This window comes from Natronosporangium hydrolyticum (assembly GCF_016925615.1).
Classification (GTDB): Bacteria; Actinomycetota; Actinomycetes; order Mycobacteriales; family Micromonosporaceae; genus Natronosporangium; species Natronosporangium hydrolyticum.
Genome location: NZ_CP070499.1, coordinates 5114768 through 5132959, shown reverse-complemented (window position 1 = coordinate 5132959; position 18192 = coordinate 5114768). Strand labels below are relative to the sequence as shown.

General features: G+C 68.4%; 14 protein-coding genes. All 14 read left to right on the top strand.

What is annotated here, in order from left to right:
- Window positions 1-35 precede the first annotated feature (35 nt).
- Window positions 36-689 (top strand): NADH-quinone oxidoreductase subunit C, encoded by a 654-nt coding sequence (locus JQS43_RS23180; protein WP_239679551.1) that lies wholly within the window; start codon window positions 36-38, stop codon window positions 687-689.
- The gene (locus JQS43_RS23175; RefSeq protein WP_239676474.1) at window positions 686-2014 is read left to right on the top strand and encodes an NADH-quinone oxidoreductase subunit D; all 1329 of its coding nucleotides are present in this window, start codon (window positions 686-688) and stop codon (window positions 2012-2014) included. The genes JQS43_RS23180 and JQS43_RS23175 overlap by 4 nt, the downstream gene beginning before the upstream one ends.
- Window positions 2011-2856, top strand: coding sequence for an NADH-quinone oxidoreductase subunit NuoE (gene nuoE / locus JQS43_RS23170; RefSeq protein ID WP_239676473.1), 846 nt, complete (start codon window positions 2011-2013; stop codon window positions 2854-2856). The genes JQS43_RS23175 and nuoE overlap by 4 nt, the downstream gene beginning before the upstream one ends.
- Window positions 2853-4172, top strand: a complete 1320-nt coding sequence (gene nuoF, locus JQS43_RS23165; protein WP_239676472.1) for an NADH-quinone oxidoreductase subunit NuoF — start codon at window positions 2853-2855, stop codon at window positions 4170-4172. Before nuoE ends, nuoF begins: the two co-directional genes overlap by 4 nt.
- The gene (locus JQS43_RS23160; protein ID WP_239676471.1) at window positions 4172-6634 is read left to right on the top strand and encodes an NADH-quinone oxidoreductase subunit G; all 2463 of its coding nucleotides are present in this window, start codon (window positions 4172-4174) and stop codon (window positions 6632-6634) included. The genes nuoF and JQS43_RS23160 overlap by 1 nt, the downstream gene beginning before the upstream one ends.
- Window positions 6634-8037 carry an NADH-quinone oxidoreductase subunit NuoH gene (gene nuoH, locus JQS43_RS23155; RefSeq protein ID WP_239679550.1) on the top strand — a complete coding sequence of 468 codons (1404 nt, stop codon included), beginning with the start codon at window positions 6634-6636 and terminating at the stop codon, window positions 8035-8037. The genes JQS43_RS23160 and nuoH overlap by 1 nt, the downstream gene beginning before the upstream one ends.
- The gene (gene nuoI / locus JQS43_RS23150) at window positions 8021-8605 is read left to right on the top strand and encodes an NADH-quinone oxidoreductase subunit NuoI (RefSeq protein WP_420847616.1); all 585 of its coding nucleotides are present in this window, start codon (window positions 8021-8023) and stop codon (window positions 8603-8605) included. Before nuoH ends, nuoI begins: the two co-directional genes overlap by 17 nt.
- On the top strand, window positions 8602-9375 hold the full coding sequence (locus JQS43_RS23145; protein ID WP_239676470.1) for an NADH-quinone oxidoreductase subunit J: 774 nt from the start codon (window positions 8602-8604) through the stop codon (window positions 9373-9375). The genes nuoI and JQS43_RS23145 overlap by 4 nt, the downstream gene beginning before the upstream one ends.
- Window positions 9375-9680 (top strand): NADH-quinone oxidoreductase subunit NuoK, encoded by a 306-nt coding sequence (gene nuoK, locus JQS43_RS23140; protein WP_239676469.1) that lies wholly within the window; start codon window positions 9375-9377, stop codon window positions 9678-9680. Before JQS43_RS23145 ends, nuoK begins: the two co-directional genes overlap by 1 nt.
- 10 nt (window positions 9681-9690) lie before the next feature.
- Window positions 9691-11625: an NADH-quinone oxidoreductase subunit L gene (gene nuoL, locus JQS43_RS23135; RefSeq protein WP_239676468.1), complete on the top strand. Its 1935-nt coding sequence runs from the start codon at window positions 9691-9693 to the stop codon at window positions 11623-11625.
- Window positions 11622-13148 carry an NADH-quinone oxidoreductase subunit M gene (locus tag JQS43_RS23130; protein WP_239676467.1) on the top strand — a complete coding sequence of 509 codons (1527 nt, stop codon included), beginning with the start codon at window positions 11622-11624 and terminating at the stop codon, window positions 13146-13148. The genes nuoL and JQS43_RS23130 overlap by 4 nt, the downstream gene beginning before the upstream one ends.
- A 93-nt stretch (window positions 13149-13241) precedes the next feature.
- Window positions 13242-14771, top strand: coding sequence for an NADH-quinone oxidoreductase subunit NuoN (gene nuoN / locus JQS43_RS23125; protein WP_239676466.1), 1530 nt, complete (start codon window positions 13242-13244; stop codon window positions 14769-14771).
- 167 nt (window positions 14772-14938) lie between these two features.
- Window positions 14939-17416, top strand: coding sequence for a hypothetical protein (locus tag JQS43_RS23120; protein ID WP_239676465.1), 2478 nt, complete (start codon window positions 14939-14941; stop codon window positions 17414-17416).
- A 170-nt stretch (window positions 17417-17586) separates the two neighbouring features.
- Window positions 17587-18183 (top strand): hypothetical protein, encoded by a 597-nt coding sequence (locus JQS43_RS23115; protein ID WP_239676464.1) that lies wholly within the window; start codon window positions 17587-17589, stop codon window positions 18181-18183.
- Window positions 18184-18192: the final 9 nt, after the last annotated feature.

Below are 18192 nucleotides of genomic sequence, written 5' to 3'. Positions count from 1 at the left end.
CGCCGGTGGGCGCGAGTATCGGGGCGCCGGCGGAGATGCCGCCGCGGGGCCGTTCCGGCCGGGGGATGTTCGGGGTCGCCGGCTCCGGGGACACCTCCGGGTTCGGGGGGCTGGCGCGGCGTAAGGTGGCGCCGGAGAGCGCCTCCCGCCCGTACGGCGAGTGGTTCGATGAGGCCGCGGATGCGCTGGAAGAGGCCTACCCGCTGTTTCATGAGGCGATCGAGCGGGTGGTGGTGGACCGCGGCGAGTTGACGCTCTACATCAAGCCGGAGCGGATCGCCGAGGTGTGCCAGGTGCTGCGTGACGATGCGGCGCTGCGGTTCGAGCTGTGCAGCAGCGTCTCCGGTGTGGACTATCTGGACGACCCGGAGGGGCGGCGGTTGCACGCGGTCTACCACCTGACGTCGATGACCTACCGGCGGCGGATCCGGTTGGAGTGCGCGGTCTCCGCGGAGGCGCCCCGGCTGCCGAGCGTCACCTCGGTCTACCCGACCGCCGACTGGCAGGAGCGGGAGGCGTACGACATGTTCGGGATCGTCTTCGAGGGCCACCCGGCGTTGACCCGGGTCCTGATGCCCGACGACTGGGATGGTCACCCGCAGCGGAAGGATTACCCGCTGGGCGGCATCCCGGTCGAGTACAAGGGGGCGGAGATTCCGCCGCCGGACAAGCGGAGGTCTTACCAGTGAGCGGCGCCGGCTACGCCCCGGTCCATGAGACCGACGAGGGCAGGAAGGTCTTCACCGTTACCGGTGGCGACTGGGAGGAGGCGCTCGCGGACCGGGATCCGGTCTACGACGAGCGGATCATCATCAACATGGGTCCGCAGCACCCGTCGACGCACGGGGTGCTGCGGCTGGTGTTGGAGCTGGAGGGGGAGACGGTCACCGACATCCGGCTGGTCGTCGGTTACCTGCACACCGGCATCGAGAAGAACCTCGAGTACCGCACCTGGACCCAGGGCACCACGTTCGTGACCCGGATGGACTACCTTTCGCCGATCATCAACGAGGCCGGTTACTGCCTGGCGGTGGAGAAGCTGCTGGGGATCACCGACCAGATCCCGGATCGGGCGAACGTGATCCGGGTGCTGATGATGGAGCTGAACCGGATCTCGTCGCACCTGGTGTGGATCGCCACCACCGGGATGGAGCTCGGCGCTCTGTCGATCATGACCTACGGGTTCCGGGATCGGGAAAAGGTCCTCGACATCTTCGAGATGGCCTCCGGGCTGCGGATGAACATGGCCTACATCCGCCCGGGCGGGTTGGCACAGGACTTCCCCGACGAGGCGGTCCGGGCCACCCGGGAGCTGATCCCGTACCTGACCAAGCGGCTGGACGAGTATGAGGCGATGCTCTCCGGCAACCCGATCTGGCGTTCCCGCACCGTCGGGGTGGCCGAACTCGACGTCACCGCCTGCCTGGCGCTGGGCGTGACCGGGCCGGTGCTGCGCAGCGCCGGGCTCGGCTGGGACCTGCGCAAGACCATGCCCTACTGCGGCTACGAGACCTACGACTTCGAGGTGCCGACCCGGGACGAGGGCGATGTCTACGCCCGGTACGAGGTGCGGATGGCCGAGATGCGCGAGTCGATGAAGATCGTCCAGCAGTGCCTGGACCGGTTGGAGCCCGGGCCGGTGATGGTCGCCGACAAGAAGATCGCCTGGCCGGCGCAGCTGGCGGTGGGCAACGACGGGCTCGGTAACTCGCTCGGCCACGTCGCCAACATCATGGGCCAGTCGATGGAGGCGCTGATCCACCACTTCAAGCTGGTCACCGAGGGCTTCCGGGTGCCACCGGGCCAGGTGTACGTGCAGTTGGAGAGCCCGCGCGGGGAGCTCGGGGTGCACGCGGTCTCCGATGGCGGCACCCGCCCGTACCGGGTGCACTTCCGGGAGCCGAGCTTCGTCAATCTGCAGTGCATTCCGGCGATGGCGGAGGGCGGCCTGATCTCCGATGTGATCGCCGGCGGGGCCTCGTTGGACCCGGTGATGGGGGGTTGCGACCGATGACCCAGTTCAGTGAGGAGACCCGGCGGCGGGCGACCGAGGTGATCGCCCGCTATCCGGCCGGCCGGGAGCGTTCGGCGTTGCTGCCGCTGCTGCACCTGGTCCAGGCCGAGCAGGGGCAGGTTACGCCGGACGGCATCGCCTTCTGCGCCGAGCAGCTGGGGTTGACCAAGGCGCAGGTCGCCGCGGTGGCGAGCTTCTACACGATGTATAAGCGCCGCCCCACCGGGGATTGGCTGGTCAGTGTCTGCACCAACACCATGTGTGGGGTGCTCGGCGGCGACCGGACCTTTGAGACGCTCAAGGAGCAGCTGGGGGTGGGGCACGACGAGACCACTCCGGACGGCACGATCACGCTGGAGCACGCCGAGTGCCTGGCCGCCTGCGACTACGCGCCGGTGATGACGGTCAACTACGAGTTTTTCGACCAGACCCAGGCCAGCGACGCCCTCCAGATCGTGGGGGCGTTGCGGCGTGGGGAGCGGCCGGAGCCTTCCCGCGGCGCGCCGCTGTGCACGCTGAAGGAGATGTCGCTGCAGCTCGCCGGGTTCGCCGACGAGCGGGAGGGGGCGTTGGCCGAGGGGTCGGCCGGGGAGCCGACCCTGGCGGGGGCGCGGCTCGCCGAGCGGCACGGCATCGCGGTCGCCGGGTTCGACCCGGACACCCCGATCGCGCCGCCGGCCGACACCCCGGCCCAACCCGGCCACGAGCCGCCGCCGACCGCCAAGGAGCCGGCGGCCGACCGGAAGCCGGCCGGCGAGGCCCCACCGGCGGACCTGCAGGACCCGGGTAAGCACCCGGAGACCGCGCCCAAGGGCAAGGACAACCAGAGGAGATCGCGATGACCGCACCGTCGCCAGCGGCGTTGGCTAAGCTGACGCCGGTGCTGACCAAGCGGTGGCTGTCACCGGATGCTTGGCGGCTCGATGTCTACCAGCAGCTGGACGGCTACGCCGCGCTGCGGAAGGCGCTGTCGGTGGCGCCGGACGATCTGATCCAGCTGGTCAAGGACTCCGGCCTGCGGGGGCGCGGCGGCGCCGGGTTCCCCACCGGGCTGAAGTGGGGGTTCATCCCGCAGGGCGACGACAAGCCGCACTATCTGGTGGTGAACGCCGACGAGGGCGAGCCGGGTACCTGCAAGGACCTGCCGCTGATGATGGCGGATCCGCACTCGCTGATCGAGGGCGTGATCATCGCCAGCTACGCGATCCGGGCCAGCCGCGCCTTCATCTACGTCCGCGGCGAGGCGGTGCACGCCGCCCGGCGGCTGCGGCACGCGGTGGCCGAGGCGTATGAGGCCGGTCTGCTCGGGGAGGACATCCTCGGCTCCGGCTTCGCCCTGGACCTGGTCGTGCACAGCGGTGCCGGCGCCTACATCTGCGGCGAGGAGACGGCGCTGCTGGACTCGTTGGAGGGGTTCCGGGGGCAGCCGCGGTTGCGGCCGCCGTTCCCGGCCACCCACGGGCTGTACGCCAGCCCCACCGTGGTCAACAACGTCGAGACCATCGCCAGCGTCCCGTACCTGGTGCTCGGGGGCGCGGAGTGGTTCCGGACCATGGGGACAGAGAAGTCCCCCGGTCCGAAGATCTACTCGATCTCGGGTCGGGTGAACCAGCCCGGCCAGTACGAGTGTGGGCTCGGCATCACCCTGCGGGAGTTGTTGGAGCTGGCCGGCGGGATGCTCCCGGGTCACCAGTTGCGTTACTGGACTCCCGGCGGTTCGTCCACGCCGCTGCTCACCGACGAGCACCTCGATGTGCCGATGGACTTCGAGGGGATGATGTCGGCCGGCACCATGTTGGGCACCACCGCGGTGCAGGTCTTCTCCGACCAGGATTGCCCGGTCTATGCGACCTACCGGTGGATCGAGTTCTACCACCACGAGTCGTGTGGCAAGTGCACCCCGTGCCGGGAGGGCAACTACTGGATGAAGCAGGTGCTGCGGCGCATCCTCGCGGGTGAGGGCACCCACGAAGACCTGGATACGCTGCTCGACGCCTGCGACAACCTGTTGGGCCGGTCGTTCTGCGCGCTCGGTGACGGTGCCACCAGCCCGGTGACTTCGTCGATCAAGTTCTTCAAGCAGGACTACCTGGACTACATCGAGGGGCGTAAGCCGCCGATCCTGAAGCCGCCGTCCGAGCTGGTTGGAGCTCACTAATGGCAGATGTGGCGAAGCAGACCGACGAGGTGACCCTGACCATCGACGGTGTCGAGGTCACCGCCCCGAAGGGCGCGCTGTTGATCCGGGTCGCGGAGCAGCTGGGGATCGCGATCCCCCGGTTCTGCGACCATCCGTTGCTGCCGCCGGCCGGGGCCTGTCGGCAGTGTCTGGTCGATGTGGAAGGTCAGCGTAAGCCGGTGACCTCCTGCACCACGCCGGTCGGCGAGGGGATGGTGGTGCGGACGCACCTCACCTCCGAGGTGGCCCGCAAGGCGCAGGAGGGGATCATGGAGTTCCTCCTGATCAACCACCCGCTCGACTGCCCGGTCTGCGACAAGGGCGGCGAGTGCCCGCTGCAGAATCAGGCGATGTCCACCGGCCGGGCCGAGACCCGGTTCCACGACATCAAGCGGACCTACCCGAAGCCGATCAACCTCTCCACCGAGGTGCTGCTCGACCGTGAGCGCTGCGTCCAGTGCGCCCGCTGCACCCGGTTCTCGGAGATCATCGCCGGCGACCCGTTCATCGAGCTGATGGACCGCAGCGCCGACGAGCAGGTCAACGTCTACCGGGACACCATGTTCGGTGGTGAGCCCGCCGACGAGCAGGGCACCCACAGCGACCTCGGCGACGAGCCGTTCCAGTCCTACTTCTCCGGCAACACCATCCAGATCTGTCCGGTCGGCGCGCTCACCAGCAGCAAGTACCGGTTCCGGTCGCGGCCGTTCGACCTGGTCTCCACCCCGAGCGTGTGCGAGCACTGCTCGGCCGGCTGCGCCCAGCGCACCGACCATCGGCGGGGCAAGGTGATGCGCCGGCTCGCCGGCGACGACCCGGCGGTCAACGAAGAGTGGGACTGCGACAAGGGCCGGTTCGGCTTCCGGTACGTCACCGCCACCGACCGGATCACCGAGCCGCTGGTGCGCGACGCCGAGACCGGCGAGCTGCGGGTCGCCGCCTGGAGCGAGGCGCTGGCGGTCGCCGCCGACGGGCTGCGGGCCGCCCGGGACGCCGGCCGCGGCGTCGGGGTGCTGCCCGGCGGCCGGCTCACCGTCGAGGACGCCTACGCGTACAGCAAGTTTGCCCGGACCGCGCTGCGCAGCAACGACATCGACTTCCGGGCCCGGCCGCTCTCGGCCGAGGAGGCACAGTTCCTGGCGGCGAACGTCGCCGGCCAGCACAGCCCGACGTACGCGGAGGTGGAGGCCGCCCCGGCGGTGGTGCTCGCCGGGTTGGAGCCGGAGGAAGAGTGCCCGATCCTGTTCTTGCGGCTGCGTAAGGGTCTACGGACCCGGCAGTTGCCGATCTACGCGCTCGCGCCGTTCCGCAGCCGCGGTTTCGACAAGCTCGCGGCCCGGCTGATCCGGTGTGTTCCGGGCGAGGAGGCGCAGCTGCTGGCCGAAGACGACCGGCTGGCCGAGGCGCTGTCGCAGCCGGGGGCGGTGCTCTTGGTCGGGGAGCGGCTCGCCACCAGCCCCGGTGGCTTGTCCGCCGCGGCGGCGGTCGCCGAGCGCACCGGTGCCCGGTTGGCCTGGGTGCCGCGCCGGGCCGGTGAGCGCGGTGCGGTCGAGGTCGGGTGCCTGCCCGGCCTGCTGCCCGGTGGCCGGCCGGTCGACGACGCCCGGGCACGCGCCGAGCTCGCCGATGTCTGGGGCACCGACTTCGCCCGCGACCTGGCCAGCGACCCGGGCCGGGACACCGGCGCGATCCTCGAAGCGGTGGTGGTGGGCCAGCTGGGCGCGCTGGTGGTCGGCGGGGTGGACCCGGCCGACCTGGCCGATGTCCGCGGCGCCGAGCGGGCGCTGGCCGAGGTGCCGTTCCTGGTCTCGCTGGAGCTGCGGCACTCGGCGGTGACCCGGCACGCCGATGTGGTGCTGCCGGTGGCGGCCGCAGTGGAGAAGGCCGGGGCCTACCTGAACTGGGAGGGCCGGCTGCGCCCATTCGGGAAGGTGCTCGACCCGGGCACCATGACCGACGCCCGGATCCTGGACGCGATCGCCAGCCAGCTGGGGGTCACGCTCGGCTGCGGTGAGGTCGAGGCGATCCGGCGGGAGCTGACCTCGCTGCCGGTGACCGAGGCGCCGCAGCCGGCGCCGCCGCGGGTGGCGGCCGGCTCGCCGCCGGTCCCGGAGGCCGGGCAGGCGGTGCTCGCCAGCTGGCATCAGCTGATCGACGAGGGCTCGATGCTGGTCGACGAGGAGCCGCTCGCCGGCACCGCCCGGCCAGCGGTGGCCCGGATCGGCAAGGAGTTCGCCGCGAAGCTGGGGGTGGGCGACGGTGATCCGGTCACGGTCGGCACCTCGCTCGGAGCCGTCACCCTGCCGGCCGAGGTCGTCGACGACCTGGTCGGGCAGGTGGTGTGGCTGCCCACCAACTCACCGGGCGCCACGGTCCGCCGTACTCTCGGCGTGACCGCCGGGGCGCTGGTGGATGTCACTGTGGCAGGAGGCGTCCAGTGATCTCGTCCCTCGCCCACGCACCGACCCTCGCGCAGGGGCCGACGCTGGCCGACTTCGGCCAGGACGTGTGGTGGATCGTCGCCATCAAGGTGCTCGGTGCGTTCGTCTTCGGGCTGGTCATGACCCTGCTGGGGGTGTGGTTCGAACGGCGGGTGGTGGCCCGGATGCAGTCGCGGCCCGGCCCCAACCAGGCCGGTCCGTTCGGGCTGCTGCAGACCCTGGCCGACGGTCTGAAGATGGCGTTCAAGGAGGACATCACCCCCCGCGGCGCCGACAAGCTGCTCTATCTGGTCGCCCCCGCGATCTCGATGGTGATGGCGCTGACCGCGCTGGCGGTGATCCCGTTCGGGCCGATGGTGTCGATCTTCGGTGAGCAGACGCCGTTGCAGGTCACCGACGTGTCGGTGGCGGTGCTGGTGCTGCTGGCGGTCTCCGCGGTCTCGGTCTACGGGGTGGTGCTGGGCGGCTGGGCCTCCGGCTCGCCGTACCCGCTGCTCGGCGGGATCCGGGCCTCGGCACAGCTGATCTCGTACGAGGTGTCGCTGGGGCTGTCGTTCGTGACCGTCTTCATCCTGGCCGGCACCATGAGCACCTCGGAGATCGTCAACGCCCAGGCCAACAATCCGGAGCTGCCGGTCGGCGACTGGAACATCACCCTGCCGGGCTGGTACGCGATCCTGTTGCTGCCCACCCTGGTGATCTTCTTCATCTCGATGGTCGGGGAGACCAACCGGGCGCCGTTCGACCTGCCGGAGGCGGAGTCGGAGCTGGTCGCCGGGTTCATGACCGAATACTCCACACTGCGCTTTGGCTTGTTCATGCTCGCCGAGTACGTCCACATGGTGGTCGCCTCGTCGGTGATCGTGACCTTGTTCTTCGGCGGTTGGCGGGCTCCGTGGCCGATCACCGAGTTCTGGGAAGGCGCCAACGAAGGCTGGTGGCCGCTGCTGTGGTTCACAGCCAAGGTCGTGATCATGCTCTTCGTCTTCGTGTGGCTCCGCGGCACCCTGCCCCGGATGCGCTACGACCAGTTCATGAAGCTGGGCTGGAAGCTGCTGATCCCGGCGGCGCTGGGCTGGGTGGTGGTGCTCGGCGCAGTCCGGGTCATCCAGACCGGCGACCTGACCTCCGGTCAGCGGTGGGGCCTGATCATCGGGCTGATCGTGCTGCTCGGCGCGGCGGTGCTGTTCTGGCCACAGCGCAAGCCACCGGCCCGGCCGACGCCGGAGGAGCAGGTGGCGGCGAAGCCACCGGGCAGCTTCCCGGTGCCGCCGATGGACCTGCAGGTGCCACCGAGTCCCCGGGCGCGCCGCGAGGTCGCCGGCAAACGGGAGGCCGCAGTGGACACCATCGACGCCGAGGCGGACGAGGTCCGCACGGAAGGAGATGAGGGACGTGGGTGAGATCCTCGACTCCGTCAAGGGTTTCGGGGTCACCTTCTCGCACCTGTTCCGGAAGACGGTGACCACCGAGTACCCGAAGCGGCCGGATCCGGTCGCGCCGCGGTACCACGGCCGGCACATCCTGAACCGGCACCCGGACGGGTTGGAGAAGTGCATCGGCTGCGAACTGTGCGCATGGGCCTGCCCGGCGGACGCGATCTACGTGGAGGGCGCGGACAACACCGACGAGGCGCGTTACTCCCCCGGTGAGCGGTACGCCAAGACCTACCAGATCAACTATGCCCGCTGCATCTTCTGCGGGCTGTGTCTAGAGGCCTGCCCGACCCGGTCGCTGACCATGAGTAACGAGTTCGAGCTGGCCAGCGACGACCGGCGCTCGCTGATCTTCACCAAAGAGCAGCTGCTGGCGCCGCTGCTGCCGGGGATGGAGCAGCCGCCGCACCCGATGCAGCTCGGTGAGACCGAGCAGGACTACTACCTCGGGTCGCTGACCAACCCGGGCACCAGCGCCGGCGCCGAGCACGTCGAGACCTTCGGCGTCGACCCGACCCGGGAGGGGCGCGCATGACCGGCGCGATGATGCTGGCGCAGGAGACTGTCAGCGCCGGCGAGGCCTGGACCTTCTGGCTGCTCGCGCCGATCGCGGTGATCGGCGCGATCGGCATGGTGCTGGCCCGTAACGCGGTCCACTCGGCGATGTGGCTGGTTCTGACCATGCTGTCGCTGGGGGTCTTCTTCGTGGTGCAGCAGGCCCCGTTCCTGGGGTTGGTGCAGGTGATCGTCTACACCGGCGCGATCATGATGTTGTTCCTGTTCGTGCTGATGCTGGTCGGCCGGGACTCGGGGGATTCGCTGATCGAGCTGATCCGGGGCCAGCGGGTGGCGGCCGGAGTGCTCGGGCTCGGCCTGGCGGCGCTGTTGGCCGCCGGCACCTACCGGTGGCTGGAGGGCACCCCCTCAGTGGGGCTGGCCGAGGCCAACGAGCTGCACGGCGGCAACGTGGAAGGGCTGGCGAACCTGCTCTTCTCCCGCTGGGTGCTCGCCTTCGAGGCCACCGGCGCGTTGCTGATCGTGGCCGCGGTCGGGGCGTTGATGCTGACCCACATCAGCCGGGACCCGGCCGAGAAGCAGCGGCAGCCGGAGCGGATGCGGGCCCGGTTCGCACCCGGTAACTACCCCGGCCCGGGCCCAGGGCCGGGGGTCTTCGCGACGTCCTCCTCGAACACCACGCCCGCGAAGCTGCCGGACGGCACCGCCGCCGAGGGCAGCGTCTCGCCGATCCTCCCGGCACGTGAGTTGACCGCTGGCGAGGCCGCCAACAAGGAAACGGAGAGATAATGGCGCCCGGGCCAGAGCACTATCTCGCGCTCTCCGCGCTGCTGTTCACCATCGGTGCGGTCGGCGTCCTGGTGCGACGCAACGCGATCGTGCTGTTCATGTGCATCGAGCTGATGCTCAACGCCGGCAATCTCGCGCTGGTCACCTTCGCGCGGATGCACGGTGACCTGAACGGCCAGGTGATGGCGTTCTTCGTGATGGTGGTCGCGGCGGCGGAGGTTGTGGTTGGACTCGCCATCATCATGTTGATCTTCCGTACGCGACGCTCCGCCAGCGTCGATGACGCCAATCTCCTGAAGTACTGAGGCTGGATAGATGATCGAGCTATCGGAGCCCACCGGGCTGCTGAGCGTTCTCTGGTTGCTGGTGGCCATCCCCGCCGCCAGCGCCGCCGTGCTGCTGCTCGCCGGCCGGCGGGCCGATCGTTGGGGACACCTGCTCGGCTGCGCCAGCGTGGCGGTCGCCTTCCTGCTCGGGCTGGGGATGTTCATCCAGCTCGCCGGGTTGGAGGCCCGGGCGGTGGAGAACCACCTGTGGCAGTTCATCGCCGTCGGTGACCTGCAGGTCGACTTCGGCCTGCTCTTCGACCCGCTCTCGGCGGTGTTCGTGCTGCTGATCACCGGCGTGGGTTTCCTCATCCACGTCTACGCGGTCGGCTACCTCAGCGAACAACCCCCCGACCAACGCGACGAGCCGCCGGCCAGTGCCCGGCGGCGCTTCTTCGGCTACTTCAACCTCTTCGTCGCGGCGATGCTGCTGCTGGTGCTGGGCAACAACTACGTGATGCTCTTCCTCGGCTGGGAGGGCGTCGGCCTCGCCTCGTACCTGCTGATCTCCTTCTGGTACAGCCGGTCGGCGGCGACCACCGCCGGCAAGAAGGCGTTCCTGATGAACCGGGTCGGCGACGCCGCCTTCCTGATCGCGATCTTCATGATGTTCGCGCAGCTGGGGACGGTGCAGTTCGACGGCGTCTTTGAAGGGGTCGCCGGGCTGACCGGCACCACCGTGCTGATCCTCGGGCTGCTGCTGCTCTTCGGCGCCTGCGGCAAGTCCGGCCAGTTCCCGCTACAGGCGTGGTTGCCGGACGCGATGGAGGGCCCCACCCCGGTCTCGGCGCTGATCCACGCGGCGACCATGGTCACCGCCGGGGTCTACCTGATCGCCCGCTCGCACGTCATCTTCTCGGCGAACCTGACCCTGCAGACCGTGGTCGTCAGCATCGGGGCGTTGACGCTGGTGATCGGGGCGATCATTGGCTGCGCCAAGGACGACATCAAGCGGGTGCTGGCCTGGTCGACGGTGAGCCAGATCGGCTACATGTTCCTTGCGGTTGGGCTCGGCGGCGCCGCCTACGCGCTGGGGATCATCCACCTGCTGGCGCACGGCTTCTTCAAGGCCGGGCTCTTCCTCGGGGCCGGCTCGGTGATGCACGGCATGCAGGACCAGACGAACATCCGCCGGTTCGGCGGGCTGTGGCGGTTCATGCCGATCACCTGGGCCACCTTCGGCCTGGCCTGGCTGGCGATCATCGGCATCCCGCCGCTCTCCGGCTTCTTCACCAAGGACCCGATCATCCTCGCCGCCTTCGACCGGCCCGGCTGGACCGGTTGGCTCTTCGGCGGCGCCGCGCTGCTCGGCGCCGGGGTCACCGCCTTCTACATGACCCGGCTCTTCGTGCTCACCTTCCACGGCCCGAAGCGGTGGACCGAGGGGCAGCATCCACACGAGTCGCCGAAGGTGATGACCATCCCGCTGATCGCGCTGGCGGTCGGCACCGTCGCCGCCGGTGGCCTGATGGCCACCCCGGTGGTCACCTGGCTGACCCCGGTCTTCGGCGACGAGCCGGTCGGGCACGGGCCGCTGAGCCACTTCCAGGTCACCGCGCTGGCGATCGCGGTGATCGCGATCGGAGCGCTCGGAGCCTGGGCACTGTTCCGCAACGGCACCGAGCTGGCTGAGCAGCCGGCCGGGCCGCTCGTCACCGCGGCCCGCGCCAACCTCTACACCGACGCGGTCAACGTGGCGCTCTTCGAGATACCCGGCCGGTGGCTGACCCGCGCACTGGTCTTCGTGGACAACCGCGGGGTGGACGGACTGGTCAACGGAGTCGCCGCGGCGGTCGGCGGGGCGTCGGCGCGGCTGCGCCGGATGCAGACCGGCTTCGTGCGGTCCTACGCGACCGCGCTGCTGCTCGGTGCGGTCCTGATCGTCGGCGCCTTCGTGGCGGTCCAAGGAGGCTGGTTCCAGTGAGCGACTTCCCGTACCTGTCCGTGCTGACCGCGGCGCCGCTGGTCGGCGCGGCGGTGGTGGCGCTGCTGCCGCGCAGCCGGCCGGAGCTGGCCAAGCGGGTCGCGCTGATCTGGTCGCTCGGGGTGCTGGTGCTGGCCGGCGCGACCTGGGTTGCGTTCCAGCCCACCGGGGACACCTTCCAGCTGCGCGAGTCGTATCCGTGGATCCCGCACTGGGGGGTGAACTTCACCTTCGCCGCCGACGGCATCGCGCTGGTGATGCTGGCGCTGATCGCGGTGCTGGTGCCGCTGGTGATCCTCGCCTCCTGGCACGATGCCGAGCGGCCCAACATGCGCCGGTCGGTGCCGGCCTTCTTCGCGTTGATTCTGGCCCTGCAGGGCACCATGATCGGTGTCTTCGCCGCCGCCGACGTGTTCCTCTTCTACGTCTTCTTCGAGGTCATGCTGGTGCCGATGTACTTCCTGATCGGCGCCTACGGAGGCGCCCGTCGGCAGTACGCGGCGGTGAAGTTCTTCATCTACGCGCTGGTCGGCGGGTTGTTCATGCTGGCGGCGGTGGTCGGCCTCTGGGTGGTCGGCGGCGGCACGCTGGACTGGCAGTCGCTGACCCAGATCGACATGTCCACCGGGACGGAGCGCTGGCTGTTCCTCGGCTTCTTCCTCGCCTTCGCGATCAAGGCGCCGTTCTTCCCGTTCCACACCTGGCTGCCCGACGCCGGTGGGGCGGCGCCGGCCGGCGTGGCGGTGCTGCTGGTCGGCGTGCTGGACAAGGTCGCCACCTTCGGCATCCTGCGCTACAGCCTGCCGCTCTTCCCGGAGGCGACCCTGTGGTTCGCCCCGTACGTGCTGGCGTTGGCGGTGATCGGCATTCTCTATGCCGCGTTGTTGGCGATCGGCCAGAACGACCTGAAGCGGCTGGTGGCGTACACCTCGATCGCCCACTTCGGATTTATCGGGGTCGGCATCTTCGTCTTCACCAGCCAGGCCGGCACCGGCGCGGTGCTCTACATGGTCAACCACGGGCTCGCCACCGGGCTGCTCTTCCTGGTGGTGGGGATGCTGGTCTCCCGCCGCGGCTCGTCGCTGATCAGCGACTTCGGGGGCGCCGGGAAGCTGGTGCCGGTGCTCGCCGGGGTGCTGCTCTTCGCCGGCATGGCCTCGCTATCGCTGCCCGGGTTGGCGCCGTTCATCTCCGAGTTCCTGGTGCTGATCGGGGCGTTCGCGGTCAACGCGCCGGTGGCGGTGATCTCGACGCTCGGGATCATCCTCGCCGCCGCGTACGTGCTGTGGATGATCCAGCGCACCACGCATGGGCCGGTCAACCCGAAGTTGACGTCGATGCCGGAGATGAAGCGCGACCTGAGCCTCCGCGAGAAGGTCGTGGTCGCGCCGATGATCGTGCTGATCATCTTCTTCGGTTTCTATCCGAAGCCGCTGACCGACGTGATCACCCCCGCGGTGGAGGCGACGCTGACCCATGTCGAGGTCTCCGAACCGGCCGACGCCCCGGAGGCCCAACCATGACCCCCACCGAACGGCCGATCATGGACTTAGGTACATGGTCGCCGCCCGATCTCGCCCCCAACCTCATGATCGTGCGAGAGGAATCGGATCACCGTGCCTGACTTCACGTTGCCGTCGATCGACTACCTGGCGATCTCGCCACTGTTGATCCTCTTCGGCGCAGCCTGCGTCGGCGTACTGGTCGAGGCGCTGGTCCCCCGGCAGTACCGCCACCCGATCCAGCTGGGGCTCTCGCTGGTCGCCGTGCTGGTCGCGTTGGTCATGGTGATCCGGCTCGCCGGCACCGCCGTGATCACCGCCGGCGGCTCGGTCACCGTCGACGGGCCGGCCCTGTTCATGCAGGGTGCGCTCTTCGTCTTCGCGTTCGTGGCACTGCTGCTGATCGGGGAACGTCGAGTCGAACGGCAAGGTGCCTTCGTGGCCCAGGCCGCGATCCCCGTCGGCTCCCGGGCCGACACCAAACAGCTCACCGCCCTGAGCGCCACCGAGGTCTACCCGCTGACCCTCTTCTCGCTCGGCGGCATGGCGCTGTTCATCTCCGCCAATGACCTGCTCACCATGTTCATCGCGCTGGAGGTGCTCTCCCTCCCGCTCTACCTGATGTGCGCGCTCGCCCGCCGGCAGCGGTTGATCTCGCAGGAAGCCGCGGTCAAGTACTTCCTGCTCGGCGCGTACGCGTCGGCGTTCTTCCTGTTCGGGGTGGCGCTGGCCTACGGCTTCGCCGGCTCGGTCGACTTCGCCGACATCCACGCCGCGATCGGCGAGTCGCCGTACCACCCGGGCCTGGTCTTCGCCGCCCTGGCGCTGATCGTGATGGGGCTGCTCTTCAAGGCCGCCGCCGCCCCGTTCCACGTCTGGACCCCGGACGTCTACCAGGGCGCCCCCACCCCGATCGTGGCGTTCATGGCCGCCGGCACCAAGGTCGCCGCCTTCGGCGCGCTGCTGCGGGTGACCTATGTGGCCTTCGAACAGCTGGCCTGGGAGTGGCTGCCGATCATCGGCGTAATCGCGGTGCTCACCATGATGCTCGGCGCCATCCTCGCGGTCACCCAGACCGACATCAAGCGGCTGCTCGCCTACTCCTGGATCGCCAACGCCGGCTATGTGCTGGTCGGAGTCCTGGCGGTAGGCCGCGCCGGCGCCTCCGCCACCATGTTCTACCTGGTGGCGTACGGCTTCGCGGTGCTCGCGGCATTCGCCGTGATCACCCTGGTACGCGACAAGGATGGGGAGACTCCGTATCTGGCCCGCTGGGCCGGTCTGGGCCGCAACTCGCCGCTGATCGCGGGAGCCTTCACGCTGGTGATGCTGGCGCTCGCCGGGATCCCGCTCACTGCCGGCTTCACCGCGAAGTTCGCGGTCTTCAGCGCGGCGCTGGCGGCCGGTGAAGCGTGGCTGGTGATCGCCGGCGTGCTGAGCAGCCTGATCATCGCCTTCCCGTACCTGCGGGTGGTGGTGATGATGTGGCTCTCGGAGCCGACCGAGTCGACCTCCACAGTGGCCAAGCCGGGGATCTTGACCGGCTCGGCGCTGGCGATCGGGGTGGCCGCGATCGTGGTGCTCGGCGTCGCGCCCGGCCCGGTGCTCGACCTCGCCCACAACGCCGCCGTCTTCCTCCGCTGACCCGAATCCCTATGCCGCGCCGATCATGAGCGTGGTGACCGACACGCCGGCGTGTCGGTCACCACGCTCATGATCGGCGCGGCCCGGGGCGCTACACCGAGTAGCGGCGCTTGCGCTCAACTGGCATCCAAAGTAGGTACAGATGGGGAGGCAGGGAGGCGTGTTCAGTGAGGATTGGCCCATTCGAGCGGCACCCGGCGGTTCCGGAGAGCATCGACAATCGTGCTGACACGTTCGTAGGGTTAGCCGAGGAGTCCGGCGACCACCAGACCGTGACCGACCGGGCGTTCGAACCGGCGGTGGCCTCCTGGGACGGCGTCGCAGCGCCGGAACTCCAGGCGGCGCCCGTCGGGGTCCGTAAGGACGCTGCTGAAGTGGCGACGCAGGTCGCGTGGGCGGCAGTCCCGCTGGGGATCTGGGCGGACCACGTAAGGTCCTTCAATCGTCGCGCCGATGAGCTGCTCGAGGAGCAGGGGCGGATCCCAAGCCAGGTGGAGCAGTTCATCCGTCAGCGATATCCCGGTGTTGACGACGACTACCCCACGGTCGACCTGGAGAGCGAGCGTGCCTGGAAACACTCGCACCTCCTATCTGGGCTACGCCAGCAATGGCACGAGGCTCACGATCTTCACATTGATGAAGGGGAACGTGAGGTCGCCGCGATGCTCCGGCACGGCCCGACGCTCGACGGGCTGGCGCTCGCGAAGGAGCTGGGCGTGCTGCCGGCGGGGCCGATGGCGGAGTTCTTCGCCGCCCGGTGGGAGGTGACCGCGGCGGCCAGCGAGGCAGAACGGATCGCCGGCCTGCTGCGGGACCCGGACAACAACCCCACGGATGCGGAGCTGGAGCAGCTCGCCGACCTGTTGGACGAGTACGCTGACAACGAGGAGTTCGCTTACCTGCTGGCGCTTGGGCTAGGCCCCGAAGGCGTGATCGAAACCAACGTCGCGGTGATCGGGTTGGCGGACCAGTACGACCACGAGGCGCTGGCGAGGATTCAAGCTGGCCTGGGCACGGCGCTGGCCACCGCCACCACCGAGCGCGGGGAGTATGTCAGCGATCCGTACCAGGGCGGTCGGGTGTATCAACCGGCCGAGTTCGAGCTACCTCCGGAGTGGATCACGCAGTTGACCGAGGCCGGCCGCCAGCTCTACCCGGTCCCCATCCACGGCGAGCCCGAGATCTACGGATACCAGGGTCTCGGCCCACTGCTGAGCCAAGGCAGCTACGACGAGCGGTTCCTGGAGATTATCGGTGGCGACATGCTCGACTTCGAGATGGAGATCGGAGGACGAGACAACTGGCCCCGACTCTACGTCGGGAACCCGCCGGAGCTGGTCCCGATGGATCTGTCGCTCACCGGTGACTCGGACCTGACCCATCGGTGGTATGGCCACGACCCGATTCTCAACCTCATGGACGCCTTCGAAGACAACCCCTACGGCGCCCGGGCAGCGCTCGCAGGGCGGACGGAGACGTCAGAAGACGGGGTCGAGTTTCTGCCCAGGGTCGACTACCTCGTGACTGACCGAGAATGGGGGTCGCAGGAGGCAGGGCTGCAGCAGTTCGGTCGAGTGCTGGAACATGCCGCCGGCGTCAGCGTCGTGCGGCATCCCACCGGGGAGTTCGAGCAGCTCTATCCGCCGGACGAGCGTTCGTACCGGATCGTCGAGTCGATCGTGTACGCGGTCGCGAACGATGAAGAGGTCAAGGGGTACCCGAACGATCCGAGCGGACAGGGCGACGAGATCGGCAACCAGGCACTGGGGTTCGCGCAGGCGGAGATTGTGCCGGACGCGCTCCGCCCTTACGTCGGCAGAGTCATTGCAGGCTATATCGACGACGTGCACTGGGCGCTGGGTGACCATGATGAACGCCATCCGGACCTACCGGGCGACCAGCAGCTTCGACTACCGGCTGGCGACCTGATGGTTACGCTGGCAGAGATGGGAAAGAATGCCGAAGCGCGGGACACCATCATGCTGGCCGAGGAAATCTACGTTGTCTCGCTCTACGATTACTACCTGTCGGGCGGCGCAGGCCACGAAGGCCTGGCTGCTCAGGCGGCCGCCGAGGCCAACGCCATCTACCCCTCCGCCAAAGTTTACGGTGCCCTGGACTACGGGGCGGGGACTGAGATCGAGGATCAGTACAACGCGGACTCTGAGGAGTTTAACCAATCTCTGCGTAACAGGTACGTGTTGGCGGGTGCGGGTGTCGCGCTCGCTGAGGATCTCGGAATGCCGGGCACGGTAGGCTACGTGGCGCAGGAGATGCTTGATCAGAGTGAGGAGTCGCGACAGGCAGATTACACGGGCAACGCTACCCACGACCAGGCGACCCTCCGTGAGTTGAGCCGGGAGCGGCTGAAGGACCAGGCAGAAGCCTCCGCCTATCGCAACCTAGACCCGGCCGAACTCCCCGAATACGCACAAGTGGAACTCGTGGACGAGCAGGGTCAGCTCAAACCGTTCGAAGATTGGATCAATGACCGTGACAGCGAAGAGTATCGGGCCTGGTCGCGCTATCGAACCAATGAAGGGTCCCACTATGTCAATAGTATGAGAAACGCAGCCGAGAAGGATTACGAGAGCGCCTTCAATCGGACAAAGACGGATCTGGGCAACTACATCGCGAGTAAGTAATAGGAAGCAGGATATGCTGTGGCCATTAGGCGGGTGCTGAGATGACTTCACCTGTCCAACAAACTAGGTTCGCAATCGTTCTCCTGATCTCCGCAGCCGCGGTCTTGGCTTGTGTTGGAGAGGAACCGACCGTTGCTGAACCGCCGCCTACCGCCACATCGACGCCTGAGGTGGAGATTGACTACGAGTCGGCCTTGGCGGATCTACCGCTGGCCGGGGTGTCGGATCGGCCGCTCGTCTGGGAAAACGTGGAGTTGGCGGAGGCGGATCAGGAGATTGCGTTGGTCACCGTTGTGCAGCAGTGGGAGTCGCTAGTACACAAGCTCACCTATGCGCCGGTCCCGCGGTCAACTGAAGACTTGGCGTTGTTGTGGGTGTTGGCGACCGATGACTGGGCGTCGGAGATGGCGGGACATCACGCTGGGGTGTCGGACGACCCGAATCCCGATCCATGGGTGGGGCCGCAGTGGATTCGAGTGCTGGATGTCGATGCAATGGAGCAGCCTGCAACGGTCACTCTTTGTTTTGATCGCGGTTACTATGGCCGGGAGAGTCAAGGTGGTGGCGTCGAGATGTTTCGGGAACATCGAGCGCTGCTGGTCGTGTATAGCCTCGTCCCGGAGCTAGTGCCGGAACTGGGGGAGCGTTGGAAGGTGTCGCATGAGCGACCGTACGCCGGTGACGATTATCCGGAGCCGAATACCGGGCCGGACCGGGAGTGCAAAGAGTGGGCTAACCACGACCTGACCGATGTGCCCGACTCGTGAGCCGAGTGG

Excerpts from the sequence above, each read along its gene's own strand:
- JQS43_RS23160 (WP_239676471.1), top strand. The coding sequence starts at position 4,172 with ATGGCAGATGTGGCGAAGCAGACCGACGAGGTGACCCTGACCATCGAC.
- nuoI (WP_420847616.1), top strand. The coding sequence starts at position 8,021 with ATGAGGGACGTGGGTGAGATCCTCGACTCCGTCAAGGGTTTCGGGGTC.
- nuoF (WP_239676472.1), top strand. The coding sequence starts at position 2,853 with ATGACCGCACCGTCGCCAGCGGCGTTGGCTAAGCTGACGCCGGTGCTG.
- nuoL (WP_239676468.1), top strand. The coding sequence starts at position 9,691 with ATGATCGAGCTATCGGAGCCCACCGGGCTGCTGAGCGTTCTCTGGTTG.
- JQS43_RS23180 (WP_239679551.1), top strand. The coding sequence starts at position 36 with ATGCCGCCGCGGGGCCGTTCCGGCCGGGGGATGTTCGGGGTCGCCGGC.
- nuoE (WP_239676473.1), top strand. The coding sequence starts at position 2,011 with ATGACCCAGTTCAGTGAGGAGACCCGGCGGCGGGCGACCGAGGTGATC.
- JQS43_RS23145 (WP_239676470.1), top strand. The coding sequence starts at position 8,602 with ATGACCGGCGCGATGATGCTGGCGCAGGAGACTGTCAGCGCCGGCGAG.
- nuoK (WP_239676469.1), top strand. The coding sequence starts at position 9,375 with ATGGCGCCCGGGCCAGAGCACTATCTCGCGCTCTCCGCGCTGCTGTTC.